The following is a 22,994-nucleotide window of genomic DNA, read 5'->3' as shown; positions in this document are numbered from 1 at the left end:
TGATCAGTGACCCATTCCCAGTCCGCCGTCAACGGGGATGACGGCTCCAGTGATGTACGAGGCGTCGTCCGAGGCGAGGAACCGCACCGTCGCGGCGATCTCCTCCGGCTGCGCGTACCGGCCCAGCGGCACCTGCGACACGATGCCCGCGCGCTGCTCGTCGGTGAGCGCCTTGGTCATGTCGGTGTCGACGAAACCGGGCGCGACGACGTTGAAGGTGATGTTGCGCGAGCCCAGCTCACGGGCGAGGGAGCGCGCGAAGCCGACCAGGGCGGCCTTGGAGGCGGCGTAGTTCGCCTGCCCCGCGGAGCCGAGCAGCCCGACGACCGAGGAGATGAGGACGACACGGCCCTTCTTGGCGCGCAGCATGCCGCGGTTGGCACGCTTGACGACCCGGAAGGTGCCGGTGAGGTTGGTGTCGAGGACCGAGGTGAAGTCCTCCTCGGACATACGCATCAGGAGCTGGTCCTTGGTGACGCCGGCGTTGGCGATCAGGACCTCGACCGGGCCGTGGGCGTCCTCGATCTCCTTGTATGCCTGCTCCACCTGCTCGGTGTCGGTGATGTCGCACTTGACGGCGAGGAAACCCGCCGGCGGCTCTCCCGAGCGGTACGTGATCGCGACCTTGTCGCCGGCGTCGGCGAACGCGCGGGCGATGGCGAGGCCGATGCCCCGGTTTCCTCCGGTGACGAGAACCGAGCGGCTCAACGGATCACCCTTTCCATAGCGGTCTGTCTGCCCCGCCCGAACACCTGGATGACAGGCGGCTACACCGAAAACCTATCGGGCCGTTCGCCGCCACGAGCGATCGGGCACCGACAGTGGCGCAGGGGTGGCACTGTCGGATCCCTACAGAAGCAGCCCGGGTCCGGCCCGAAACGTGTGGTCCCCGCGCGGGATGGGCGCCATGATCGGAGTGCCGCCGCACCACGCGGGCCCGGGCCCGACCATCCCGACAGAAAGAGACGCAGGTGCCTCATAGCATTGACGAGTCGTTCACGGCACTTCCGCTACGCGCCCTGGCCGACGCCGCGCTCGCACGCGCGCGTGCGCTCGGGGCCGAGCATGCCGACTTCCGGTTCGAGCGGGTGCGCAGCGCGTCCTGGCGGCTGCGCGACGCCAGGCCCGCGGGGACGTCGGACGTCACCGACCTGGGATACGCGGTGCGGGTCGTGCACGGCGGGACCTGGGGGTTCGCCTCGGGGGTCGACCTGAGCATGGACGCGGCCGCGCGGGTCGCCGCGCAGGCGGTGGCGATGGCCAAGCTGTCCGCGCGGGTGATCGAGGCGGCCGGTTCGGACGAACGGGTGGAGCTGGCCGACGAGCCGGTGCACGCCGACCGGACCTGGGTCTCCTCGTACGAGATCGATCCGTTCACCGTGCCCGACGAGGAGAAGTCGGCGCTGCTGACGGAGTGGAGCAACCGGCTGCTGGCCGCGCAGGGGGTCGACCATGTCGACGCCTCGCTGCTCACCGTGCACGAGAACAAGTTCTACGCCGACACGGCCGGGACGGTGACCACCCAGCAGCGTGTGCGGCTGCACCCGCAGCTGACGGCGGTGTCGGTGGACGAGTCCAGCGGCGAGTTCGACTCCATGCGCACCCTCGCGCCACCGGTCGGGCGCGGCTGGGAGTACCTGACGGGCACCGGCTGGGACTGGGACGCCGAGCTGGCCGAGATCCCGGAGCTGCTCGCCGAGAAGATGCGCGCGCCGAGCGTGGAGGCGGGGCTGTACGACCTCGTCGTCGACCCGTCCAATCTGTGGCTGACCATCCACGAGTCCATCGGGCACGCCACCGAGCTGGACCGGGCCCTCGGCTACGAGGCCGCCTACGCCGGTACGTCCTTCGCCACCTTCGACCGGCTCGGCAAGCTGCGCTACGGCTCGGACCTGATGAACGTCACCGGCGACCGCACCGCCGAGCACGGCCTGGCGACCGTCGGCTACGACGACGAGGGCGTCGAGGGGCAGTCCTGGGACCTGGTGAAGGACGGCACGCTGGTCGGCTACCAGCTGGACCGCAGGATCGCGAGGCTGACCGGTCTCGGGCGGTCCAACGGGTGCGCCTTCGCCGACTCCCCCGGCCATGTGCCGGTGCAGCGCATGGCCAACGTCTCCCTCCGGCCTGATCCGGCGGGGATGTCGACCGAGGACCTGATCGGCGGGGTGGACCGCGGCATCTACGTCGTCGGCGACCGGTCCTGGTCGATCGACATGCAGCGCTACAACTTCCAGTTCACCGGGCAGCGCTTCTTCCGGATCGAGAACGGCCGGATCACCGGCCAGCTCCGGGACGTCGCCTACCAGGCGACCACCACCGACTTCTGGGGCTCGATGACGGCCGTCGGCGGTCCGCAGACCTATGTCCTCGGCGGCGCGTTCAACTGCGGCAAGGCACAGCCCGGCCAGGTCGCGGCCGTGTCCCACGGCTGCCCGTCCGCCTTGTTCCGGGGCGTCAACATCCTCAACACCACGCAGGAGGCCGGCCGATGAGCGCCCGCACGAGCAAGCCGCACGAGATCGTCGAGCGTGCTCTGGAGCTGTCCCGCGCGGACGGCTGCGTCGTCATCGCCGACGAGCACTCGACCGCGAACCTGCGCTGGGCGGGCAACGCGCTGACGACCAACGGCGTCACGCGCGGGCGCACGCTCACGGTGATCGCCACCGTCGACGGCAAGGAGGGCACCGCCGCCGGTGTGGTCTCCCGGTCGGCGGTGACCGCCGGCGACCTGGAGCCGCTGGTGCGGGCCGCCGAGGCCGCGGCGCACGGGGCCGCGCCCGCCGAGGACGCGCAGCCCCTGGTCGGGGACGTGGCCGTGGCCCCCGGCTTCACGGAGGCGCCCGCGGAGACGTCCTCCGCCGTGTTCGCCGACTTCGCGCCGGCGCTGGGCGAGGCGTTCGCCCGCGCGCGTGCGGGCGGGCGGGAGCTGTACGGCTTCGCCAACCACGAGCTGACCTCCAGCTATGTCGGCACCTCCACGGGGCTGCGGCTGCGGCACGACCAGCCCAACGGCACGCTGGAGCTGAACGCCAAGTCGCCCGACCGCACCCGCTCGGCCTGGGCGGGCCGCTCGACACGGGACTTCAAGGACGTCGACCCGGCGGCGCTGGACGCGGAGCTGGCCGTACGTCTCGGCTGGGCGCGGCGGCACGTCGAGCTGCCGGCCGGGCGGTACGAGACGCTGCTGCCGCCGACCGCGGTGGCGGACCTGCTGATCTACCAGATGTGGTCGGCGTCGGGCCGGGACGCCGCGGAGGGGCGCACGGTGTTCTCCAAGCCGGGCGGCGGCACCCGGATCGGCGAGAAGCTCACCGATCTGCCGCTGACCCTGCGCAGCGACCCGAACGAGCCCGGTCTGGAGTCGCTGCCGTTCGTCCTCGCGCACTCCTCCGGCGGTGACGCGTCGGTGTTCGACAACGGACTGCCGCTCGCGCCCACCGAGTGGATCACGGACGGCGAGGTGAAGAACCTGATCACCAGCCGGCACAGCGCCTCTCTGACCGGGCTGCCGCTGGCGCCTGCCGTCGACAACCTCGTCCTGGACGGCGGCGAGGACCGCTCTCTGGAGGAGATGATCGCCGCCACCGAGCGGGGTCTGCTGCTGACCTGCCTGTGGTACATCCGTGAGGTCGATCCCGCGTCGCTGCTGCTCACGGGTCTGACCCGGGACGGCGTCTACCTCGTGGAGAACGGCGAGGTGACCGGTGAGGTGAACAACTTCCGGTTCAACGAGTCGCCGGTCGGGCTGCTCGGCCGCGCCACCGAGGCCGGGCGCACCGAGCGGACGCTGCCCAGGGAGTGGAGCGACTGGTTCACCAGGGCCGCGATGCCCGCGCTGCGGGTCCCCGATTTCAATATGAGCTCTGTCAGCCGGGGCGTATAACCTCATAGGCGGTGGCCGCCCGGCCACTCCATGTTCACGGCATCATCCGAGGAGACACGAGAACAGTGACGGACATCGTCGACGAGCTGAAGTGGCGCGGGCTGTTCGCCCTGTCCACCGATGAGGAGGCCCTGCGCAAGGCTCTCGCGGACGGTCCCGTCACGTTCTATTGCGGTTTCGACCCGACCGCGCCGTCGTTGCACGTGGGGCATCTGGTGCAGGTGCTGACCGTGCGCCGGCTCCAGCAGGCCGGTCACCGGCCGCTGGCGCTGGTCGGCGGCGCGACCGGGCTGATCGGCGACCCGCGCCCGACCGCGGAGCGCACGCTGAACGACCCGGAGACGGTCGCCGGCTGGGTCGACCGGCTGCGCGCGCAGATCGAGCCGTTCCTGTCCTTCGAGGGCGAGAACGCGGCCGTGATGGTCAACAACCTCGACTGGACCGCGGGTCTGTCCGCGATCGAGTTCCTGCGTGACATCGGCAAGCACTTCCGCGTCAACAAGATGCTGACGAAGGACTCGGTCGCCCGGCGTCTGGAGTCCGACCAGGGCATCAGCTACACGGAGTTCAGCTACCAGATCCTGCAGGGCATGGACTTCCTCCAGCTCTACCGGCGCTACGGCTGCACGCTCCAGCAGGGCGGCAGCGACCAGTGGGGCAACCTCACGGCGGGCCTGGACCTGATCCACCGGCTGGAGCCGCACGCCGAGGCGCACGCCCTGGCGACGCCGCTGATGACCAAGGCGGACGGCACCAAGTTCGGCAAGACCGAGGGCGGCGCGGTCTGGCTCGACCCGGAGATGACGACGCCGTACGCGTTCTACCAGTTCTGGCTGAACGTGGACGACCGGGACATCTCGACGTACATGCGGATCCTGTCCTTCAAGTCCCGCGAGGAGCTGGAGGAGCTGGAGAAGCAGACGCAGGAGCGGCCGCAGGCGCGTGCGGCCCAGCGGGCGCTGGCCGAGGAGCTGACGACGCTGGTGCACGGCGCCGCGCAGACCGACGCCGTGATCGCCGCGTCGAAGGCGCTGTTCGGGCAGGGCGAGCTGGAGGAGCTGGACGAGCGCACCCTGGCGGCGGCACTGTCCGAGGTGCCGCACGCGCGGGTCACGGAGCTGGCGCCGGTGATCGACCTGCTGGCCGAGGTGGGGCTCGCTCCGAGCAAGTCCGCGGCGCGGCGGACCGTGAAGGAGGGCGGGGCCTACGTGAACAACGCCAAGGTCACCTCCGAGGACGCGGTTCCGGCGAAGGAGGACCTGCTGCACGGGCGGTGGCTCGTGCTGCGGCGCGGCAAGAAGAACCTGGCCGCCGTCGAGGTGACGGGGGCGTAGGCACCGCGGTCCCCGCGGCGGCCGGCCGTACGTCGTGGCCGGCCGCCGCGGGGATCCGTCAGAAGGGCCCTAGGCCCGCCGCTGCTTCCTCTTGCCCAGCGTCGCCATGTACAGCATGTCCCCCACGGCGACGATGATCACCGCGGAGATCAGCTGGAAGATGTGCCGGCTCCAGTCGATGCCGGGGGTCTCCTCGACGCCGAAACCGCGGGCCATGGCGTTGCCTGCGACGGCGCCGAGCATGCCGAAGATGGTGGTCAGCCACAGGGGGCTGTGCTGTTTGCCGGGGAGGACCGCCTTCGCGATCAGGCCCAGGACGAACCCCACGATGATCGCCCACAACCAGCCCATGACTGCCTCCTCGTACGGCTCCCCGTGAGCATTGCCCCCAGTCTGGGCTCGGTGACCGTACGCCGCACGTCGGCGTCGGCGGCGGGGCGCGGGGCGTGGAAGGGCACGCGGACGCAGGGGCGACCCGGTCTCGAACACGGCGTGGCCGCGGCGTACCGTGGACGCTGTCCGGACCCGGTGCCCTGTGGTGCGGACCGGGAGCGGGCCCGGTGAGTCCGATGCGGGCGGATGGTGGATTGTGATGCGGAAGCGGCATGGCGGCGGCGGCCCCGAGGTTTTCCGGATCACCGGTGCGCGGCAGGGCCTGCAGGACGACGTCCGCGGGCGGCAGCGCCGGTACGTCATCTCGATGAGTGTGCGGACGCTGTCGGTGATCCTGGCCGCCGTGCTGTGGAACGTGGAGCGGCATGTCGCGATCGTCGCGCTGGTGCTCGGACTGGTCCTGCCGTACATCGCGGTGGTGATCGCCAACGCCGGCCGGGAGAACGCGCCGGGGCTTCCGTCGACGTTCGTGACGCCGCCGACGCGGCCGATGATCACGCCGCCGGACGACGAGGACCGGGGCCCGGCAGACCGGGACTGAGGGTGCCGGGGCTGGGGTGAGCAGGGAGGACACGAGGGGGAAAGCCCTGTCTTCGCCGGTGCCCAAGCTCAGGAAAAGCTCAGATCAATCATGTTGTTCCAGTGCCCGGCAACCGGTTACCCGTGACATACTTCGTACGCGCTCCGCATCCCCCGTCGGAGCGACGGACCGACGCCGGGCAGCTCCCCCCGTGGCTGCTCGGCGTCGCCTTTTCTGCGCACTGATGAGACGAAGCTGTGAGTGACGAGATCCCGATCTGTTCCGCGAAGGGCTGCCGTGCCGACGCCGTGTGGGTGCTCGCGTGGAACAACCCGAAGATCCATACGCCGGAGCGCCGCAAGACCTGGCTGGCCTGCGAGGAGCACCGGGAGCATCTGTCCCGGTTCCTGGGGGTACGGGGCTTTCTGAAGGATGTCGTCGCGCTGAAGGAGTGGGACGCGGGGCAGACGGGCTGAGCCCCGCCCCGTGAACCCCGCGCCGCCCCGGCTCAGCCGCCGATGGCCGACATCGGCCGGTCCGGCTGGACGAAGGCCGGATCGTCCAGGCCCGCTCCCGCCTTCTTGCCCCACATAGCCAGGCGCCAGATCCGGGCGATCTCCTCGTCGGGGGCGCCGGAGCGCAGGGCCGCGCGCAGATCGGTCTCCTCGGTGGCGAAGAGGCAGGTGCGTATCTGTCCGTCGGCGGTGAGACGGGTGCGGTCACAGGCGGAGCAGAAGGGACGGGTGACGGAGGCGATGACGCCCACGCGGTGCGGGCCGCCGTCCACCAGCCAGCGTTCGGCCGGGGCCGAGCCGCGCGCCCCGGAGCCCTCGGGGGTGAGGTCGAAGCGGGTGCGCAGGGAGGCGAGGATGTCGCCGGCGGTGACCATGCCCTCGCGCTTCCAGCCGTGCTGGGCGTCCAGGGGCATCTGCTCGATGAAGCGCAGCTCGTAGTCGTGCTCGACGGCCCAGGCCAGCAGGTCCGGGGCCTCGTTCTCGTTCAGCCCGGGCATCAGGACCGAGTTGACCTTGACCGGGGTGAGGCCGGCCTCGCGGGCGGCCAGGAGACCTTCGAGGACGTCCTTGTGGCGGTCGCGGCGGGTGAGGGTCTTGAAGACGTCGGGACGCAGGGTGTCGAGGGAGACGTTGACCCGGTCCAGGCCCGCGGCCTTCAGGGCGGCCGCCGTGCGCCGCAGGCCGATGCCGTTGGTGGTCAGCGACATCTGGGGGCGCGGGTCCAGGGCGGCGACGCGCTCGACGATGCCCACCAGGCCGGGCCGCAGCAGGGGCTCCCCGCCGGTGAAGCGGACCTCCTCGATGCCGAGGGTGCGCACCGCGATGTCGATCAGGCGGACGATCTCGTCGTCGGTGAGCAGGTCCGGCTTGGCCAGCCACTGCAGCCCCTCCTCGGGCATGCAGTAGGTGCAGCGGAGGTTGCACCGGTCGGTGAGCGAGACCCTGAGGTCGGTGGCCACCCGGCCATAGGTGTCGATGAGCACGTGGCCCCCTCCCGCGTCGCGGATCGCATGCTTTCCGTCATCTGCGAGCCTACGTGACGGCACCGACAACGACACCGCCCCGATCCACCAGGTAAGACGCGGCCGTGTCGTAGAGAGCTACGACACGGCCGCGCCGGGTCTCACGGGTTCAGTGCGCGCCGGTACCGGTGAGGGACCTGACCTCCAGTTCCGCGTACTTGGCGGCGTCGGGCTCCTCCTTGGACAGGACGGTGCCGAGCCAGCCCATCACGAAGCCGAACGGGATGGAGATGATGCCCGGGTTCTTCAGCGGGAACCAGGCGAAGTCGACGTCGGGGAACATCGCCTTCGGGTCGCCCGAGACCACGGGCGAGAAGAGCACCAGGCCGACGGCGACGATCAGACCGCCGTAGATCGACCAGAGGGCGCCCTGGGTGGTGAACCTCTTCCAGAACAGGCTGTAGAGGATGGTGGGCAGGTTCGCGGACGCGGCGACCGCGAAGGCGAGCGCGACCAGACCGGCCACGTTGAGGTCGCGGGCGAGGGCGCCCAGCAGGATGGAGACCGCGCCGATGCCGATGGTGGCGAGGCGGGCCGCCCTGACCTCCTCCTTCTCGGTGGCGTTGCCCTTCTTGATGACGTTGGCGTAGATGTCGTGGGCGAACGACGAGGACGAGGCCAGGGTCAGTCCGGCCACCACGGCGAGGATCGTCGCAAAGGCCACCGCGGAGATCGTGGCCAGCAGGATCGCGCCCCACGCGGAGTCGGTGCCGCCCAGGTGCAGGGCCAGCAGGGGGGCGGCCGTGTTGCCGGACGGGTTGGACTCGATGATCTCCTTCTGGGAGATCAGCGCCGCCGCGCCGAAGCCGAGCGCGATGGTCATCAGGTAGAAGCCGCCGATGATGCCGATCGCCCAGTTCACGGACTTACGGGCGGCCTTGGCGTTGGGCACCGTGTAGAAGCGGATCAGGATGTGCGGCAGGCCGGCGGTGCCGAGCACCAGGGCGATGCCGAGAGAGATGAAGTCCAGCTTGGAGGTGCCGGTGGCGCCGTACTGGAGGCCGGGCTCCAGGAAGGCGGCGCCCTTGCCGCTGTTGTCGGCGGCCTTGCCGAGCAGGTCCGAGATGTTGAAGTCGAACTTCAGCAGCACCAGGAAGGTGATCAGGAGCGTGCCGCCGATGAGCAGGACGGCCTTGACCATCTGGACCCAGGTGGTGCCCTTCATGCCGCCGATGGAGACGTAGACGATCATCAGGACGCCGACGAGGGCGACGATGCCGACCTTGCCCGCGTCGGAGGTGATGCCGAGCAGCAGCGAGACCAGGACGCCCGCGCCGGCCATCTGGGCCAGCAGGTAGAAGATCGAGACGACGATCGTGGAGGTGCCGGCGGCGGTGCGGACCGGGCGCTGGCGCATGCGGTAGGCGAGGACGTCGCCCATGGTGTAGCGGCCGGAGTTGCGCAGCGGTTCGGCGACCAGCAGCAGGGCCACCAGCCAGGCGACCAGGAAGCCGATGGAGTACAGGAAGCCGTCGTACCCGAACAGGGCGATGGCGCCGGCGATGCCGAGGAAGGACGCGGCGGACATGTAGTCGCCGGAGACGGCGAGGCCGTTCTGGAAGGCGCTGAACTGGCGGCCGCCGGCGTAGAAGTCGGCGGCGTCCTTGGTCTGGCGCCCGGCCCACACGGTGATGACCAGCGTGGCCACCACGAACAGGCCGAAGAGCGTGATGATGAGCGGCCGGTGCTCGCTCGCCTCGTTGGCCGCCAGGGTGATCGCGGGGCTCATGCGCCGCCCTCCATCCGGGACTTGATGGCCTCGGCCTTGGGGTCGAGCTTCGCGGCGGCGTGCCGCGAGTACCACCAGGCGATGAGGAACGTGGTGACGAACTGTGCGAGGCCCAGGACGAAGGCCACGTTGACGTTGCCGAAGAGCTTGGTGCCCATGAAGTCGCCGGCGAAGTTGGAGAGCAGCACGTAGAGCAGGTACCAGGCGATGAAGGCGAGGGTGAGCGGGAAGGCGAAGGAGCGGTAGGAGCGGCGCAGTTCACCGAACTCCGCGCTGGCCTGCACCTCGACGAACTCCTCGGCGGAGGGGAGTTGTCGGGCGGTGTTCGAGGGGGGCGGTGTCTCGGTGGCCACGGAGTCTCCTCGCGTTGCGGGTGCCGGTGCGGTTGCGGCGGCGGTCGGGGGTCTGTCGGAAGCGGGGGACGGATCGGGTACGACGGACATGACGGCTGACCTCACAGTGACGTGGACCACACTGCCGGGCGGCGACAGCAGTGCCTCCCGGGGGGCGGTCCGGCAGGGGGCTCGATGGTGCTCGTGCGCCCTGTTCAACGTCACGGCGCCGCACACGACGCGGTTCAACTCCGTTCGGCGGTTTTCACGGAGGTCGAGGGAAAACCCTTGAAGCGTCGCGACAGGGGCCACGGATCATTGCTGGCCAGCGAGTTCGGGGGATAGCTTCGGCCTTGCACCGCCCCGTCATGTACCTGCCCGAGTGCCCACTGCTGCCTCGGGCCGGTTCCGTTTCAGGATGATGTGGAGACCCCATGGCTCATCTGCCTTCCAGACGCCGACTCGCGCTCGCCGTACCCGTCGCGCTCTCGCTGACCGCCTCGCTCGGCTTCCTGCCGGCCGTCGCCTCCGCCGCCCCGGCCGCGGAGACCGTGGCGCAGGCCGCGGACACCGCGCAGCTGTCGTACGTGGTCAACACGAAGACGGACCGCCGCACGATCGGGTCGGTGAAGAAGGCGATCGCCGCGGCCGGCGGCACCGTCGTGATCGCGTACGAGAAGATCGGCGTGATCGTCGTCCACTCGTCGAACCCGGACTTCGGCAAGCAGATACGCACGGCTCGCGGCGTCCAGTCGGCGGGTGCCACGCGTACGGCTCCGCTGACGCCCGCGAGCACCACGGACGAGGGCGCCGTCGACTACCTGACCGCCGCGGAGGCCAGGAAGGTCGAGGCCGCGGCCGCACCGGGGGCCGAGCCGCTCGAGGCGGACCAGTGGGACCTGCGCGCGATCGGCGCGGACAAGGCCGCCGGGATCAACCCCGGCAGCTCCAGGGTGACCGTCGCCGTCATCGACACCGGCGTCGACGACACGCACCCCGACATCGCCCCGAACTTCTCCCGCTCGCAGTCGGCCAACTGCGACGGCGGTGTCCCGGACACCAGCGAGGGCGCCTGGCGGCCGTACACCGCGGACGACTACCACGGCACGCACGTGGCCGGTGAGATCGCCGCCGCCCGCAACGGCGTCGGGGTCGCCGGTGTCGCGCCGGGCGTGAAGGTGTCCGCGATCAACGTCACCGACCGCAAGAACGGCCTGTTCTACCCGGAGAGCGTGGTCTGCGCCTTCGTGTTCGCCGCCGACCACGGCGTGGAGATCACGAACAACAGCTACTACGTCGACCCGTGGCTGTACAACTGCATGGACGACCCGGACCAGAAGGCGATCGTCGACGCGGTCAACCGGGCCCAGCTGTACGCCCAGACGAAGGGCACGCTGCACCTGGCGTCGGCGGGCAACTCCAACCACGACCTGGACGCCGACGCGATCGTGGACGCCTCCAGCCCGGACGACTCCACCGCGGTCGAGCGCACCATCGACCCGCACGAGTGCTACGACGTGCCGACCCAGCTGCCGGGCATCGTGACGGTCAGCGCGACCGGCGTGCAGAACCTCAAGTCGTACTACTCCTCCTACGGCAAGGGCGTCGTGGACGTGGCCGCGCCGGGCGGCGACCGCCGCTACCAGCTGCCGGACACCCCGTCGAAGGACGGCCGCATCCTGTCCACCCTGCCCAACGGCGCCTACGGCTACCTCCAGGGCACCTCGATGGCCGCGCCGCACGCCTCGGGCGTCGCCGCGCTGCTGAAGTCCAAGCACCCGTGGGCCGGCCCGGCCGCGCTCCAGGCGATGCTCAAGGCGCAGGCGGACAACCCCGGCTGCCCCGAGTCCTACGACCAGGACGGCAACGGCACCCAGGACGCGACCTGCGTCGGCGGGCCGAAGTACAACGGGTTCTACGGCTTCGGCATCGTCAACGCGCTGGACGCGGTGAAGCGGTAGCAGCCGGAACAGGGGCGGTGACTCCCCCGCGGGGCCGGACGGTTCGCCGTCCGGCCCCGTTCCGTTCGGCCCGTGTGCGCCTGTGTGCGTCCGTGTGAAGATCCTGAGGTGACGTTCATACGACTCGCCGGCGAGGCGACCGGCCGGGCGGTCGCCGTTCTCGTGCTGGTGACGCTGGGTGCCCTGATCCCGCTGCTGGGACCGTCGGCCGTGCTGCACGGCACCGGGGAGGCCGCCGCGCCCGGTGACGGCGGCATCGGGCTGCTGCGCACGGTGCTGTTCGCCGCGCTCTGCGTGCCGCTGGGCGAGATGTTCGTGGGCCGGCTGGCCGGCCGGGTGCCGGGTGCGCCCGCCGGACGGCCGCGCGGCTGGGGGCCGTACGCGGCCGCCGCCGGGCTCGTGGCCGCCCTGGGGCTGGCCTCGGTGGTGGCGACGGGCAACCTGGTGCCGGACGATCCGGCGCAGATCGACGTGGGCGGACTGTACGCGTCACGGGACGGCAAACTGGCGCTGCTGGAGGTCAACGCGTTCGCGGCGGCGTGGCTGTGCGCGCTGTCGCGGCGGCCGGGCAGCCAGGTGTGGCCGCTGGCCGCGGTGGCGGCCGCGGAGGCGCTGCGGGCGCATCCGGTGACCGAGCACAGCCCGCTGGCCGGCTCGGCGCTGACGCTGGTGCATCTGACGTGCGCGTCGCTGTGGGTGGGCGGACTGGTGTACGCGCTGCGGCTGCTGCGGCTGTGGGGCGTGCCGCAGGCGGGGGCCGCGCTGCTGGGGCGGTACGCGCGGGCGGCGGCGCTGCTGCTGGCCGCCGTCACCGCGACCGGGGTGTGCAGCACCCTGCGCCGGATGCCCGCCGAAACGGTTCTGGAGCAGCTGACCACGACCGCCTACGGACGTGCCCTGCTGGCGAAGGTGCTGCTCATGGCCGTCGTCGCGGGACTGGCGCTGTGGGCGCGGATCCGGCTGCGCCGCGCCGCCGACCCGCTGACCGCCTGTGTCCCCGCACGCGGGGAGGTCGCCGTGCTGGGCCTGGTGGTCGCGGTGTCGGGGCTGCTGACGGCGCTGCCGGTGCCGATCCGCTGGTGAGGGTCAGGGGGTGACGAGGACCTTCAGGGCGGTGCGCTCGTCCATCGCCCTGTAGCCCTCGGGGACGCCTTCCAGACCCACCGTCAGGTCGAAGACGGGCGAGGGGTCGACGGTGCCGTCCAGGACGTCGGGCAGCAGCTCGGGGATGTAGGCGCGGACGGGGGCGACGCCGCCGCGCAGGGCGATGTTCCGGTCGAACATGACGCCGAGGTCGAGTCCGGTGCCGCTGCCGTGCGGCACGCCGACGAAGCCGATGGCGCCGCCGTCGCGGGTGATGCTCACCGCCGTGCTCATCGACTGCTCGGTGCCCACGGCCTCGACGACGGCGTGCGCGCCCTGGCCGCCGGTGAGTTCACGCAGGGCCTCCACCGCGGCCTCGCCGCGCTCGGCGACGACGTCGGTGGCGCCGAAGCGCCGCGCGATGTCGGTGCGCGCCCGGTGCCGGCCGAGGGCGATGATCCGCTCGGCGCCCAGCCGCTTGGCGGCGAGCACCGCGCACAGGCCGACCGCCCCGTCGCCGACGACGGCCACGGTGGCGCCGGGCCGGGCGCCCGCTCCGAGGGCGGCGTGGTGGCCGGTGCCCATGACGTCGGACAGTGTCAGCAGGGCGGAGAGCAGGTGGTCGTCGGAGGCCGCCTCCTTGGGCAGCCGGACGAGCGTGCCGTCCGCGTGGGGGACGCGCACGGCCTCGCCCTGACCGCCGTCGGAGCCGACCGAGCCCCAGAAGCCGCCGTGCACACAGGACGTCGTCAGGCCCTCGCGGCAGTAGTCGCAGGTGCCGTCGGACCACATGAAGGGGGCGACGACGAGGTCGCCGCGGCGCAGACCCGTCACCTCGGAACCGGTCTCCTCCACCATGCCGAGGAACTCGTGCCCGATGCGCTGTCCCGGCTGCCGGGCCGCCTCACCGCGGTAGGCCCACAGGTCGCTGCCGCAGATGCACGCGCGCAGCACCCGCACCACGGCGTCGGTGGGCTGCTGCACCACGGGCTCGGGCACGTCCTCCACGCGCATGTCGAACGGGGCGTGGATGGTGGTGGCGCGCATGGCGAAGGTCTTTCTGCTCGGCTGCGGGTGCGCTCACAGGGGTGGCGGAGCGCATCCTCACGGTACGTGGTCGGCGCGGCGGGGCGCTCACCGAGGGCGGGGCGCTGCGGGCAGCCGCCCCGGGGTGCCTCACACGCCCGCCGCGCCCAGCAGCGCGCCCGCGGCGTAGGTGACCGCCATGGCCAGGGCCCCGCCCGCGACGTTGCGCAGCACCGCCCGGCCCGGGGCCGCCGCCCCGAGGCGGGCGCTGCTCCAGCCGGTGGCGCACAGGGCGGCGAGGACGGAGAGCACGGTCACGGGCAGCCGCAGGCCGACGGGCGGGAGGACGACGGCGAGCAGCGGGAGCAGCGCGCCGGCCGTGAAGGCGAGGAAGCTCGCCCAGGCCGCGTGCCAGGGGTCGGTCAGCCGGTCCGGGTCGATGCCGAGCTCCACGCGCGCGTGGGCGCGCAGCGCGTCGCGTTCCGTCAGCTGCCCGGCCGCCTCGCGCGCCACCTCGCGGGACAGGCCGCGCCCCTCCAGGAGTCCGGTCAGTTCCTCCAGCTCGGCCTCGGGCCGTTCGCGCAGCTCCCTCTTCTCCATGGCGAGGGCGGCCTTCTCGGAGTCGCGCTGGGTGGAGACCGAGACGTACTCGCCCGCCGCCATCGACATCGAGCCGGCGAGCAGTCCGGACAGGCCCGCGGTGAGGAGGGCCGAGCGGCTGCCGGTCGCGCCGGCCACGCCGACGACCAGGCCGGCCGTGGAGACGATGCCGTCGTTGGCGCCGAGCACCGCCGCGCGCAGCCAGTTGAGCCGCTCCCCCAGGGAGCCTGCGCGGGCCTCGTCGGGCGTCGGTCGTGTCACATCCGGAGGATGGCATCCGCGGGGCGGGCGGCTCCGTACCGACCCGCGTGCGGGGCCCGGTACGCGCACGGCGGCCGGTGGCGGAGCGCCGGGAAGGCGGCCGCTGTCGGTCTCGGCCCGTATCCTCATTGACCATGCTCGAAGACCGTACGACCGCAGCGTCCTCCCCCGCATCGTGGCCGGCCGCGTATCCGCAGGGATACGCGGTCGTCGACGTGGAGACCACCGGCCTGGCCCGCGACGACCGGATCATCTCCGCGGCCGTCTACCGGCTGGACGCACGCGGCGAGGTCGAGGACCACTGGTACACGCTGGTCAATCCCGAGCGTGATCCGGGTCCTGTGTGGATCCACGGTCTGACGAGCGAGGTGCTCGAGGGGGCGCCTCTCTTCGGTGACATCGCCGAGGAGTTCGCGGCGCGGCTGGCGGGCCGGGTGCTCGTCGCCCACAACGCCGTCTTCGACTGGCAGATGATCGCCCGTGAGTACGCGCGCGCGAAGAGCGAGGCACCGGTGCGGCAGCGGCTGTGCACCATCGCGCTCTCCAAGGAGCTGCGCCTTCCGCTGCCCAACCACAAGCTGGAGTCGCTGGCCGCGCACTTCGGCGTCGTGCAGCAGCGCGCGCACCACGCGCTCGACGACGCGCGGGTGCTGGCCGAGGCGTTCCGGCCGAGTCTGCGGGCCGCGGCGCAGGACAGTGTGCGGCTTCCGCTCCAGGAGTGCCGGCCGCTGACGGAGTGGGCGGACCGGCCCGCGCCCCGGAGCGGACAGCAGCCGGGCGGCTACGGCGGCCACCGGGCCACCGGCTGGCGTCCCTCCCGCAAGCGGCCGGCGTGCCCGTATCCCAACCCCGGCCGCTACGAAGCGGGCAAAAGCCTCAAGCAGGGCATGCGGGTCGCCTTCTCGGGGGACACGTCGGTCGAGCGCGAACTGCTGGAGGACCGCGCCGTCGAGGCGGGGCTGCACGTCGCCACCAGCGTGTCCAGGCTCACCAGTCTGCTGGTGACCAACGACCCCGACTCGGGCACCTCGAAGGTCGCCAAGGCCCGGCAGTTCGGCACGCCGGTGGTCGACGAGGCGGCGTTCGGGCAGTTGCTGCGCGATGTGGAGCCGGCCGCGCAGGGGTGAACCGTACGGACGGGTGATTGCCGGGCGACTCGCCCGCCGCCCGCTCGCCCGTCCCCCGGTCACGGCTCACCCTGTGGCGCATGGCGAGATGCGAAGTATGCGGCAACGACTACGGGATGACCTTCGAGGTCCACGCACAGGGCGCTGTCCATGTGTTCGACTGCTTCTCCTGCGCGATCCACCGCATGGCCCCGATCTGCGAGCACTGCCGGGTCCAGATCATCGGACAGGGCGTCGAGGTCGAGGGCCACTGGTACTGCGGCGCCCACTGCGCCCGGGCGGAGGGGAGGGCGGGAATCGTCGACCGGGTCTGACGAGGACCCCTCCGGAAACGCCCCGCGGCCCGCGATGTACGGTCGTGGGGTGTTCCGCTTCCTCTTGTCCCGGCAGTGGGTGATTCTCACCCTCGTCGCCGTCGCGCTCGTCCCGACGATGATCGAGCTGGGCTTCTGGCAGCTGCACCGCCATGAGCACCGGGTCGCGCTGAACCAGGTGATCGCCGGCTCGCTCGCCGCGAAGCCGGTGCCCGCCGAGTCGCTGACCTCGCCCGGCGCGGAGGTGCGCAGCGCGGACCGGTACCGGCGGGTGACCGCCACCGGCCGCTTCGACACCGCGCGCGAGGTCGTCGTACGCCGTCGTACGAACGCCGACGAGACGGTCGGCTTCCACGTCCTGACGCCCCTCGTCCTGGACGACGGCAAGGTCCTGCTGGTCAACCGGGGCTGGATCCCCGCGAACGGCGCGCAGACCGAGTTCCCCGCGGTCCCGGCGCCGCCGAAGGGCGAGGTCACCGTCACCGGGCGGCTGATGCCCGACGAGACGACGGCGGGCAGCGGCATCAAGGACGTCGAGGGACTGCCGGACCGGCAGGTCATGCTGATCAGCAGCGAGCAGGCCGAACAGCGGCTGGGCATGCCCGTCCTCGGCGGCTACATCGACCTGACCGCCCCCGGGCCGCGCGGCGAGCTTCCCGAGCCGGTCCCCGTTCCCGAGCACGACGACATCGGCCCGCACCTGGCCTACGCCGTCCAGTGGTGGCTGTTCTGCGCCGGCGTCCCCGTCGGCTGGGTCGTCCTGGTCCGCCGCGAGGTGCGCGAGCGGCGCGAGGCCGAGCGCGAGGAGAGGACCGAGGCGGAGCCGGCGGCGGTCTGAGCCGGACCCCGCCCGGGCCGGTGCCGGACGGCTGTCACCCGGCCGGCCCTCCGGCGGAATGCCCGCCCGGGTCCACGGGAACCCGCACCTCGTGCACCACCGCATCGAGGACTACGCCCTGATCGGCGACGAGCAGACCGCCGCGCTCATCGGCCGGGACGGCTCCGTCGACTGGCTGTGCCTCCCCCGCTTCGACTCCGGGGCCTGCTTCGCCCGTCTGCTCGGCGGCAAGGAGAACGGCCACTGGCGCATCGCCCCCAAGGGCGCGAAGACGTGCACGCGCCGGGCCTACCGGCCCGACACCCTGGTGCTGGACACCGAGTGGGAGACCGGCGAGGGAGCGGTCCGGGTCACCGACCTGATGCCGCAACGCGACAACGCGCCCGACCTGATCCGTGTCGTCGAGGGCCTGCGCGGCCGGGTCACCGTACGGGGCACCCTCCGGATCCGCTTCGACCACGGCTGGATCGTGCCGTGGGTCCGCAGGAGCGACGGGCACCGCGTCGCCGTCGCCGGCCCGGACTCGGTGTGGCTGCGCAGCGAGCCCCCGGTGCGCATCTGGGGGGAGGACTGCGCGACCCGCTCGGAGTTCACCGTCGCCGAGGGCGAGAAGGTCGCGTTCGTGCTGACCTGGCACCCCTCGCACGAACGGCGTCCGGCGCCGGTCGACCCGTACGAGGCACTGGAGGCGAGCGTCGCCGACTGGCGGGCCTGGGCCGCCCGCTGCCGCTACGACGGTCCGCACCGCGACGCGGTCGTGCGCTCCCTGATCACCCTCAAGGCCCTCACCTACCGGCCGACCGGCGGGATCGTGGCCGCGCCCACCACCTCCCTGCCGGAGGAGATGGGCGGCGTGCGGAACTGGGACTACCGCTACTGCTGGCTGCGCGACTCCACCTTCACCCTCGGCGCCCTGCTGTCCGCCGGCTACCAGGAGGAGGCCGAGGCGTGGCGCGACTGGCTGCTGCGCGCGGTCGCGGGCGACCCGGCCGACCTCCAGATCATGTACGGCGTCGCCGGTGAGCGCCGGCTGCCCGAGGTGGAGGTGCCGTGGCTGGCCGGCTTCGGCGGCTCGTCGCCGGTGCGCACCGGCAACGACGCGGTGCGCCAGCTCCAGCTGGACGTCTACGGCGAGGTCATGGACTCCCTGTCGCTGGCCCGGCGGGCGGGACTGCCCACCGAGCCGCACATGTGGTCGATCCAGACCGCCCTGCTGGAGTGGCTGCGCGCCAACTGGCGGCAGCCGGACGAAGGACTGTGGGAGGTGCGCGGCGGCCGCCGGCACTTCGTGCACTCCAAGGTGATGGTGTGGGTGGCCGCCGACCGCGCGGTGCGCGCGCTGGAGGAGCACCCGGAACTGGACGGCGACCTCGACGGCTGGCGCGCGATGCGCGAGGAGGTCCACCGCGAGGTGTGCGACAAGGGCTTCGACCCCGCGCGCAACACCTTCACGCAGTTCTACGGCTCCCGCGAACTGGACGCCGCGCTGCTGCTCATCCCGCACGTCGGGTTCCTGCCGCCCGACGACCCGCGTGTCACCGGCACGGTCGACGCGGTCCGGGCGGAGCTGGGCCGGGACGGCCTCCTGCGCCGCTACAGCGCCGACGACTCCCCCGTCGACGGGCTGCCCGGCACCGAGGGCACCTTCCTGGCCTGCTCGTTCTGGCTGGCGCAGGCGCTGCATCTGACGGGCCGCCGCGAGGAGGCGCGCGAGCTGTTCGAACGCCTGGTGGGTCTCGCCAACGACGTGGGCCTGCTGGCGGAGGAGTACGACCCGGCGGCCGGCCGCCACCTGGGCAACTTCCCGCAGGCGTTCAGCCACCTCGGTCTGGTCAACACCGCCCTCGCCCTGTTCGGGAACGACCGGGCAGGATAGAGCCATGGATCTTGGACTGAAGGACCGGGTGTACGTCGTCACCGGCGCCACGCGCGGACTCGGCAACGCGGTCGCGCGCGAGCTGGTGGCCGACGGCGCGAAAGTGGTCGTCACCGGGCGGGACGGGAAGCGGGCCGCCGACGCGGCGGCCGAGCTGGGACCGAACGCGGCCGGGGTCGCGGTGGACAACGCCGATCCCGGCGCCCCCGAACAGCTGATCGCGGCCGCGCGCGAGCTGTTCGGCGGCTTCGACGGCATCCTCGTCAGCGTCGGCGGCCCTCCGCCGGGGTTCGTCGCCGACAACACCGACGAGCAGTGGCAGGCGGCGTTCGAGTCGGTGTTCCTCGGTGCGGTGCGGCTCGCCCGGGCGGCGGCGGCCGAGCTGGAGAACGGCGGCGTCATCGGGTTCGTGCTGTCCGGGTCGGTGCACGAGCCGATCGCGGGGCTGACCATCTCCAACGGGCTGCGGCCGGGCCTCGCCGGGTTCGCGAAGTCGCTCTCGGACGAGCTGGGGCCGCGCGGCATCCGGGTGGTCGGGCTGCTGCCGGCGCGGATCGACACCGACCGGGTGAAGGAGCTGGACGGGCTGTCCGCCGACCCCGAGGCCACCCGGGCGGCGAACGAGGCACGGATCCCGCTGCGGCGGTACGGCAGGCCGCAGGAGTTCGGGCGGACGGCCGCGTTCCTGCTGTCCCCGGCCGCCTCCTATCTGACCGGGATCATGGTCCCGGTCGACGGCGGGTACCGGCACGGCTTCTGACGCGCCCCTCCCCCGGCTCCGGGTCAGCTGACCCTCTCCGCACGGTGCTTGACCGACCTCATACGGACCTCCGAGGGCATCGCGTCCAGACGGGCCGAGTCCTTGGCGCGGGCCAGCGCCTGCGCCGTGAGCGTGTGCAGCGTCGTCGAAGGGTCGGCGTGCGGGTCCAGGGCCAGCTGGACCCGGGTCCGGGGGGCGTCCCTGCGGCCCGTCAGCCGCACATGGGCCTTGGCCACGCCGTCCAGGGCGGACGCCTGGGCGGCGAGGACGGACTGCAGGGCGCGGCCGCGCAGCGAGGCGCCCGCGCCGTCGCCGGTGTCGACGAGGACCTCGGCGAGCCTGCGGCGGCGCAGCACGGCGGTCAGCCACCACAGCGCCAGCACGACGAGGACGGTGAGCACGGCGAGGACCACGGGCCACCACCAGCCGGAGTCACGCCAGCGGGTGCGCTCGGCGTCGGAGAGCAGGACGTCGTGGCGTCCGTCGTGGATCCACCACGACGGTGCCGGGGCGCCCAGCCCCACCGCGAGCACCGAGCCGCCCACGACGAGCAGGACCAGACCGGCAAGTCCCAGCAGCACACGGTTGACGGTCCCGAGCACCGGCTTCACCCCTTCCGTCCGGGCCGCCGCACCTGCACGGACAGCGCGAGCGGCCGGGCCAGCCCCAGCGCCCGCACCGCCTCGGCGAGCACGGAGTCCAGGTCCTGCCGTACGTCGTCCAGTTCACGGAAGTGCGCGACCGCGCGGACGTCGGCACGCCGGCGGCGGGCCCGCACCCGCACCGACTGCACACCGGAGACCTCCATGGCCCGGTCGCGCAGCACCATCGCGGCCGCGGCCCGCTCCAGCGCGGCGCGCACATCGGCGTCCGTGCGCCGCATGGGCAGCAGATCGCGCAGACCGGGCGTGACGGCCAGCACGACCAGCCACAGACCGAGCGCGGCGGCCACACCCGCGCCGACGAGCACCCAGGTGTCGTCCAGGGGCCGTTCGGCGAGCTGTCGGGCCAGTTCACGGCGCCAGCTCATGGCGTCCCGGCCGGCCCGTACGGCGGCGACGTCGTAGAGGAAGGCACCCGCGACGACCAGCAGGAGCAGCGCGGTGACGGCAGCGGGGACACGCCGGGCCGACCAGAGGCGGCGGGCGGGAACCTCGTCCGTCGGCGGGACGGGCGGCGCGGCGGGGCCGCCCGGCGGCTCCTCGGGCGGCCCCGGCTCCGGCTTCTCCAGGACCGGCGGGCGCCGCGCGGCGTCCTCGGCCGGCTCTTCGCCCCGGGGCTCGCTCATCGGGTCCTCCCCTGAGCCGCGCCGGTGCCCGAGGCCAGATGCAGCCGCTCGACCTGGACGGCGACCTCGGGCACGAGCATTCCCACCAACGCGCTCACCCGTTCGGTGACATGACGCCGCACCGAGCGGCAGCGGGCGCCGATGTCGGTCGGGTAGTCGAGTTCGAGATGGATGTGCACATGGGCGGCGTCCTGGCCCTCGTGGCCGGGTGCGCGGGACTGCCGTACGGCGACGTCGGCATGCGGACGTGCGGCGTCCGGCGGCAGCGGGCCCAGGGCCTCGCGTGCCGCCTGGGCGGCGATCTTCGCCACGACCCGGTCGGCGATCCGTGTCGCGCCGCGCTCGCCCGGCTCCACCGCGGCGAGCGGTGCGCCGAGCGCGCCGGTGCCCTCGCTCACGGGCGTCACCGCCGGCGGTCGTCACGCGGACGGAAGAAGTCGCCGAGCTCGAAGTCACCCTCCACGAACCGGCCGACGACGAAGCCGACCGCTCCCAGGGCGGCGACGAGCAGGAAGGCGCCGAAGCCGCCGAAGTACCCGGCGAAGCCCAGCGCCATTCCGGCGATCAAGCCGACCACGGCCATGCTCATGGTGCGTTCCCCTCAGCTGTTCGGTTGGCGGGCCGGGCGTCACTGGATCCGGGGCTCCGGCTCCTCTTCCTCCTCGTCCGGCAGCTTCACGTCGCTCACCGCGATGTTGACCTCCACGACCTCCAGGCCGGTCATCCGCTCGACGGCCGCGACGACGTTCTCGCGCACGGCCCGGGCGACGTCGGAGATCGACACGCCGTAGTCGACGACGATCTCAAGGTCGAGGGCGGTCTGCACCTCGCCGACCTCGGCCTTGACGCCGCGCGTCACCGACTTGGCCCCACCGCCGGGGACACGGTCGCGCACGGCTCCGAAGGTACGGCTGAGACCGCTGCCCATCGCGTGGACGCCGAGGACGTCACGGGCCGCGAGGCCGGCGATCTTCTCCACCACACCGTCGGCGATGGTGGTGCGGCCCCGGGTCGCGGGGTCCCCGCCGCCGCGCCTGGTGGCCTTGCGGGTCTGTACCGACGGGTCGTTGTCGCCGTCGGAGGTCTGCGTCCGGTTCGTCGTCTCGGTCATCGCCGTACGTCCTTTTCGGTCGTCGTCCCTTCGACCACGGTAAGTGGGGATGCTCGTCCGCGCGCCACGGATGCGGCAGGCTGGAGGAATGACGGCGGACGGGTGGACGCGGGCGGTACGGCAGCAACTGGGTCTGGGCAGGCTTCTGCCCCTGGGCGGACCGCGTGACGGGGCGTGGATCGCGGAGAGCGCGGCGGAGACGGTGCTGAGGCGGGCGGGTGACGCCGTCGCGGGGGTACGGACGGGCGGGCTGCGGGTCGCGCCCGCGGGTCCGGACTCCGGTCACGAGCCCGCGGTGCCCCCTCCGCCGAGCGCCCTGCCGCCGGGGCCCCTCCGGGTGACGGCCGGCTTCACCGCGAGCGGCACCGAGCCCCTCCCCACGGCGGCCGCCCGTCTTCGTACGGCCCTTGCGGCGACCGCGGCGGACTCCCTCGGCCTGACGGTCACCGAGGTGGACCTCCGGGTGACGGGGCTGTGGGAGCAGGAGGACGAGGGCGAGGGCGAGGACCGGGGTGAGCCCTCGAAGGCGCCGGACAGCGGTGGTGCGGCGCCCTCGGCCGACGTGCCGGAGGGCGGTGACGGGGCCCGGGTGGCCGCCGCCGCGCTGGCCGTCGCGGGGGTGGCCCGGCTGACGGGTGCCCTCGGCGGGCTGGGGCGGGCCGTGCACATCGAGGAACGGCAGGACGGGTCGCCCTCGCTGCCCCGCCGGCACGTCCGCGTGGAACTCGCCGCCCGCCGGGGTCACCGCGCGCTGGCGGTGGCCCGCGAGGTACGCGCCGCCGTCGCCGCGGCACTGCCGGACGCCCCGACGGTGGCGGTCCTGATCACGGCGGTGGACTGACCACCGGCACGGCGCGGGCGGCGCAGCACGGGCGGCACGGCACGGCACGGCACGGCGCAGCACGGCGCAGCACGGCGCAGCACGGCGCAGCACGGCGCAGCACGGCGCAGCACGGGCGGCACGGCGCGGGCGGCGCAGCACGGGCGGCACGGCGCGGCACGGGCGGCACGGCGCGGC

General features: G+C 72.7%; 25 protein-coding genes. 13 read left to right on the top strand and 12 right to left on the bottom strand.

Annotated features, from left to right (window positions below; all coding sequences use genetic code 11):
- Positions 1 to 3 precede the first annotated feature (3 nt).
- On the bottom strand, positions 4 to 708 hold the full coding sequence (fabG, locus tag ACIQGV_RS30650) for a 3-oxoacyl-[acyl-carrier-protein] reductase (RefSeq protein WP_402500117.1): 705 nt from the start codon (positions 706 to 708) through the stop codon (positions 4 to 6).
- Positions 709 to 971: 263 nt separating this feature from the next.
- On the opposite strand from fabG, the gene ACIQGV_RS30645 reads away from it, so the two are divergent.
- The 3 genes from ACIQGV_RS30645 (at position 972) to tyrS (ending at position 5,220) form a co-directional block, all read left to right on the top strand.
- Complete coding sequence (locus ACIQGV_RS30645; RefSeq protein ID WP_402500114.1) at positions 972 to 2,495, top strand: TldD/PmbA family protein; 1,524 nt, start codon at positions 972 to 974, stop codon at positions 2,493 to 2,495.
- Positions 2,492 to 3,886: a metallopeptidase TldD-related protein gene (locus tag ACIQGV_RS30640; protein WP_402500112.1), complete on the top strand. Its 1,395-nt coding sequence runs from the start codon at positions 2,492 to 2,494 to the stop codon at positions 3,884 to 3,886. Before ACIQGV_RS30645 ends, ACIQGV_RS30640 begins: the two co-directional genes overlap by 4 nt.
- A gap of 65 nt (positions 3,887 to 3,951) precedes the next feature.
- Positions 3,952 to 5,220, top strand: coding sequence for a tyrosine--tRNA ligase (tyrS, locus tag ACIQGV_RS30635; protein ID WP_402500109.1), 1,269 nt, complete (start codon positions 3,952 to 3,954; stop codon positions 5,218 to 5,220).
- Positions 5,221 to 5,289: 69 nt separating this feature from the next.
- On the opposite strand, the gene ACIQGV_RS30630 is transcribed toward tyrS, so the two are convergent.
- Positions 5,290 to 5,571 carry a GlsB/YeaQ/YmgE family stress response membrane protein gene (locus ACIQGV_RS30630; RefSeq protein ID WP_402500107.1) on the bottom strand — a complete coding sequence of 94 codons (282 nt, stop codon included), beginning with the start codon at positions 5,569 to 5,571 and terminating at the stop codon, positions 5,290 to 5,292.
- Positions 5,572 to 5,812: 241 nt separating this feature from the next.
- On the opposite strand from ACIQGV_RS30630, the gene ACIQGV_RS30625 reads away from it, so the two are divergent.
- Both ACIQGV_RS30625 and ACIQGV_RS30620 read left to right on the top strand, forming a co-directional pair.
- On the top strand, positions 5,813 to 6,154 hold the full coding sequence (locus tag ACIQGV_RS30625; RefSeq protein ID WP_402500105.1) for a DUF3099 domain-containing protein: 342 nt from the start codon (positions 5,813 to 5,815) through the stop codon (positions 6,152 to 6,154).
- A gap of 236 nt (positions 6,155 to 6,390) precedes the next feature.
- Positions 6,391 to 6,609: a hypothetical protein gene (locus ACIQGV_RS30620; protein WP_402500103.1), complete on the top strand. Its 219-nt coding sequence runs from the start codon at positions 6,391 to 6,393 to the stop codon at positions 6,607 to 6,609.
- Between the two features lie 32 nt (positions 6,610 to 6,641).
- On the opposite strand, the gene moaA is transcribed toward ACIQGV_RS30620, so the two are convergent.
- The 3 genes from moaA to ACIQGV_RS30605 all read right to left on the bottom strand — a co-directional run bounded on the left by moaA (position 6,642) and on the right by ACIQGV_RS30605 (position 9,752).
- Complete coding sequence (gene moaA, locus ACIQGV_RS30615; protein WP_402500100.1) at positions 6,642 to 7,631, bottom strand: GTP 3',8-cyclase MoaA; 990 nt, start codon at positions 7,629 to 7,631, stop codon at positions 6,642 to 6,644.
- Positions 7,632 to 7,779: 148 nt separating this feature from the next.
- Positions 7,780 to 9,399 carry a cation acetate symporter gene (locus ACIQGV_RS30610; RefSeq protein ID WP_402500098.1) on the bottom strand — a complete coding sequence of 540 codons (1,620 nt, stop codon included), beginning with the start codon at positions 9,397 to 9,399 and terminating at the stop codon, positions 7,780 to 7,782.
- Positions 9,396 to 9,752 (bottom strand): DUF485 domain-containing protein, encoded by a 357-nt coding sequence (locus ACIQGV_RS30605; protein WP_402500095.1) that lies wholly within the window; start codon positions 9,750 to 9,752, stop codon positions 9,396 to 9,398. The genes ACIQGV_RS30610 and ACIQGV_RS30605 overlap by 4 nt, the downstream gene beginning before the upstream one ends.
- 413 nt (positions 9,753 to 10,165) lie before the next feature.
- Here ACIQGV_RS30605 and ACIQGV_RS30600 point away from each other — a divergent pair, with 413 nt between their 5' ends.
- Complete coding sequence (locus ACIQGV_RS30600; protein ID WP_402500093.1) at positions 10,166 to 11,692, top strand: S8 family peptidase; 1,527 nt, start codon at positions 10,166 to 10,168, stop codon at positions 11,690 to 11,692.
- Positions 11,693 to 11,800: 108 nt separating this feature from the next.
- Positions 11,801 to 12,775 (top strand): CopD family protein, encoded by a 975-nt coding sequence (locus ACIQGV_RS30595; RefSeq protein WP_402500091.1) that lies wholly within the window; start codon positions 11,801 to 11,803, stop codon positions 12,773 to 12,775.
- Positions 12,776 to 12,778: 3 nt separating this feature from the next.
- Here ACIQGV_RS30595 and ACIQGV_RS30590 read toward each other — a convergent pair whose 3' ends face one another.
- Both ACIQGV_RS30590 and ACIQGV_RS30585 read right to left on the bottom strand, forming a co-directional pair.
- On the bottom strand, positions 12,779 to 13,822 hold the full coding sequence (locus ACIQGV_RS30590; RefSeq protein WP_402500088.1) for a zinc-dependent alcohol dehydrogenase family protein: 1,044 nt from the start codon (positions 13,820 to 13,822) through the stop codon (positions 12,779 to 12,781).
- Between the two features lie 129 nt (positions 13,823 to 13,951).
- A complete protein-coding gene (locus tag ACIQGV_RS30585; protein ID WP_402500086.1) occupies positions 13,952 to 14,662 on the bottom strand; it encodes a VIT family protein in 711 nt (236 codons plus the stop codon).
- A gap of 134 nt (positions 14,663 to 14,796) precedes the next feature.
- Between ACIQGV_RS30585 and ACIQGV_RS30580 the strand changes: the two genes are divergently transcribed.
- From ACIQGV_RS30580 to ACIQGV_RS30560, 5 genes are all read left to right on the top strand, one after another.
- On the top strand, positions 14,797 to 15,789 hold the full coding sequence (locus tag ACIQGV_RS30580; RefSeq protein WP_402500084.1) for a DEDDh family exonuclease: 993 nt from the start codon (positions 14,797 to 14,799) through the stop codon (positions 15,787 to 15,789).
- An 80-nt stretch (positions 15,790 to 15,869) separates the two neighbouring features.
- On the top strand, positions 15,870 to 16,103 hold the full coding sequence (locus ACIQGV_RS30575) for a hypothetical protein (RefSeq protein WP_078633039.1): 234 nt from the start codon (positions 15,870 to 15,872) through the stop codon (positions 16,101 to 16,103).
- 49 nt (positions 16,104 to 16,152) lie between these two features.
- Complete coding sequence (locus ACIQGV_RS30570) at positions 16,153 to 16,941, top strand: SURF1 family protein (RefSeq protein WP_402500081.1); 789 nt, start codon at positions 16,153 to 16,155, stop codon at positions 16,939 to 16,941.
- Between the two features lie 91 nt (positions 16,942 to 17,032).
- On the top strand, positions 17,033 to 18,817 hold the full coding sequence (locus ACIQGV_RS30565; protein WP_402500079.1) for a glycoside hydrolase family 15 protein: 1,785 nt from the start codon (positions 17,033 to 17,035) through the stop codon (positions 18,815 to 18,817).
- A 4-nt stretch (positions 18,818 to 18,821) separates the two neighbouring features.
- Positions 18,822 to 19,577 carry an SDR family oxidoreductase gene (locus ACIQGV_RS30560; protein WP_402500077.1) on the top strand — a complete coding sequence of 252 codons (756 nt, stop codon included), beginning with the start codon at positions 18,822 to 18,824 and terminating at the stop codon, positions 19,575 to 19,577.
- Between the two features lie 23 nt (positions 19,578 to 19,600).
- Here the strand turns inward: ACIQGV_RS30560 and amaP are convergent, their stop codons facing one another.
- The 5 genes from amaP to ACIQGV_RS30535 are packed head-to-tail and all read right to left on the bottom strand — an operon-like array spanning position 19,601 to position 21,976.
- Positions 19,601 to 20,188: an alkaline shock response membrane anchor protein AmaP gene (amaP, locus tag ACIQGV_RS30555; RefSeq protein WP_402500074.1), complete on the bottom strand. Its 588-nt coding sequence runs from the start codon at positions 20,186 to 20,188 to the stop codon at positions 19,601 to 19,603.
- Positions 20,185 to 20,865 (bottom strand): DUF6286 domain-containing protein, encoded by a 681-nt coding sequence (locus ACIQGV_RS30550; protein ID WP_402500072.1) that lies wholly within the window; start codon positions 20,863 to 20,865, stop codon positions 20,185 to 20,187. The genes amaP and ACIQGV_RS30550 overlap by 4 nt, the downstream gene beginning before the upstream one ends.
- Entirely contained in the window at positions 20,862 to 21,272 is a 411-nt protein-coding gene (locus ACIQGV_RS30545; RefSeq protein WP_402500070.1) for an Asp23/Gls24 family envelope stress response protein, read from the bottom strand. Before ACIQGV_RS30545 ends, ACIQGV_RS30550 begins: the two co-directional genes overlap by 4 nt.
- Positions 21,269 to 21,454 carry a hypothetical protein gene (locus tag ACIQGV_RS30540; RefSeq protein ID WP_402500067.1) on the bottom strand — a complete coding sequence of 62 codons (186 nt, stop codon included), beginning with the start codon at positions 21,452 to 21,454 and terminating at the stop codon, positions 21,269 to 21,271. Before ACIQGV_RS30540 ends, ACIQGV_RS30545 begins: the two co-directional genes overlap by 4 nt.
- Positions 21,455 to 21,493: 39 nt before the next feature.
- Positions 21,494 to 21,976 carry an Asp23/Gls24 family envelope stress response protein gene (locus ACIQGV_RS30535; RefSeq protein WP_402500065.1) on the bottom strand — a complete coding sequence of 161 codons (483 nt, stop codon included), beginning with the start codon at positions 21,974 to 21,976 and terminating at the stop codon, positions 21,494 to 21,496.
- A gap of 88 nt (positions 21,977 to 22,064) precedes the next feature.
- Between ACIQGV_RS30535 and ACIQGV_RS30530 the strand changes: the two genes are divergently transcribed.
- The gene (locus ACIQGV_RS30530) at positions 22,065 to 22,817 is read left to right on the top strand and encodes a nucleopolyhedrovirus P10 family protein (RefSeq protein WP_402500063.1); all 753 of its coding nucleotides are present in this window, start codon (positions 22,065 to 22,067) and stop codon (positions 22,815 to 22,817) included.
- Positions 22,818 to 22,994 lie beyond the last annotated feature (177 nt).

The organism is Streptomyces sp. NPDC093094, from assembly GCF_044754345.1.
In the GTDB taxonomy this organism is placed as follows: domain Bacteria; phylum Actinomycetota; class Actinomycetes; order Streptomycetales; family Streptomycetaceae; genus Streptomyces.
This window is presented reverse-complemented; position numbering and strand designations above follow the sequence as displayed.

Coding starts and splice junctions, on each gene's coding strand:
- ACIQGV_RS30540 (WP_402500067.1), bottom strand. CDS start 21,454: ATGAGCATGGCCGTGGTCGGCTTGATCGCCGGAATGGCGCTGGGCTTC.
- ACIQGV_RS30530 (WP_402500063.1), top strand. CDS start 22,065: ATGACGGCGGACGGGTGGACGCGGGCGGTACGGCAGCAACTGGGTCTG.
- ACIQGV_RS30625 (WP_402500105.1), top strand. CDS start 5,813: ATGCGGAAGCGGCATGGCGGCGGCGGCCCCGAGGTTTTCCGGATCACC.
- ACIQGV_RS30560 (WP_402500077.1), top strand. CDS start 18,822: ATGGATCTTGGACTGAAGGACCGGGTGTACGTCGTCACCGGCGCCACG.
- ACIQGV_RS30580 (WP_402500084.1), top strand. CDS start 14,797: ATGCTCGAAGACCGTACGACCGCAGCGTCCTCCCCCGCATCGTGGCCG.
- ACIQGV_RS30590 (WP_402500088.1), bottom strand. CDS start 13,822: ATGCGCGCCACCACCATCCACGCCCCGTTCGACATGCGCGTGGAGGAC.
- ACIQGV_RS30535 (WP_402500065.1), bottom strand. CDS start 21,976: ATGACCGAGACGACGAACCGGACGCAGACCTCCGACGGCGACAACGAC.
- ACIQGV_RS30550 (WP_402500072.1), bottom strand. CDS start 20,865: ATGAGCGAGCCCCGGGGCGAAGAGCCGGCCGAGGACGCCGCGCGGCGC.
- ACIQGV_RS30600 (WP_402500093.1), top strand. CDS start 10,166: ATGGCTCATCTGCCTTCCAGACGCCGACTCGCGCTCGCCGTACCCGTC.
- ACIQGV_RS30575 (WP_078633039.1), top strand. CDS start 15,870: ATGGCGAGATGCGAAGTATGCGGCAACGACTACGGGATGACCTTCGAG.
- ACIQGV_RS30610 (WP_402500098.1), bottom strand. CDS start 9,399: ATGAGCCCCGCGATCACCCTGGCGGCCAACGAGGCGAGCGAGCACCGG.
- ACIQGV_RS30640 (WP_402500112.1), top strand. CDS start 2,492: ATGAGCGCCCGCACGAGCAAGCCGCACGAGATCGTCGAGCGTGCTCTG.
- ACIQGV_RS30630 (WP_402500107.1), bottom strand. CDS start 5,571: ATGGGCTGGTTGTGGGCGATCATCGTGGGGTTCGTCCTGGGCCTGATC.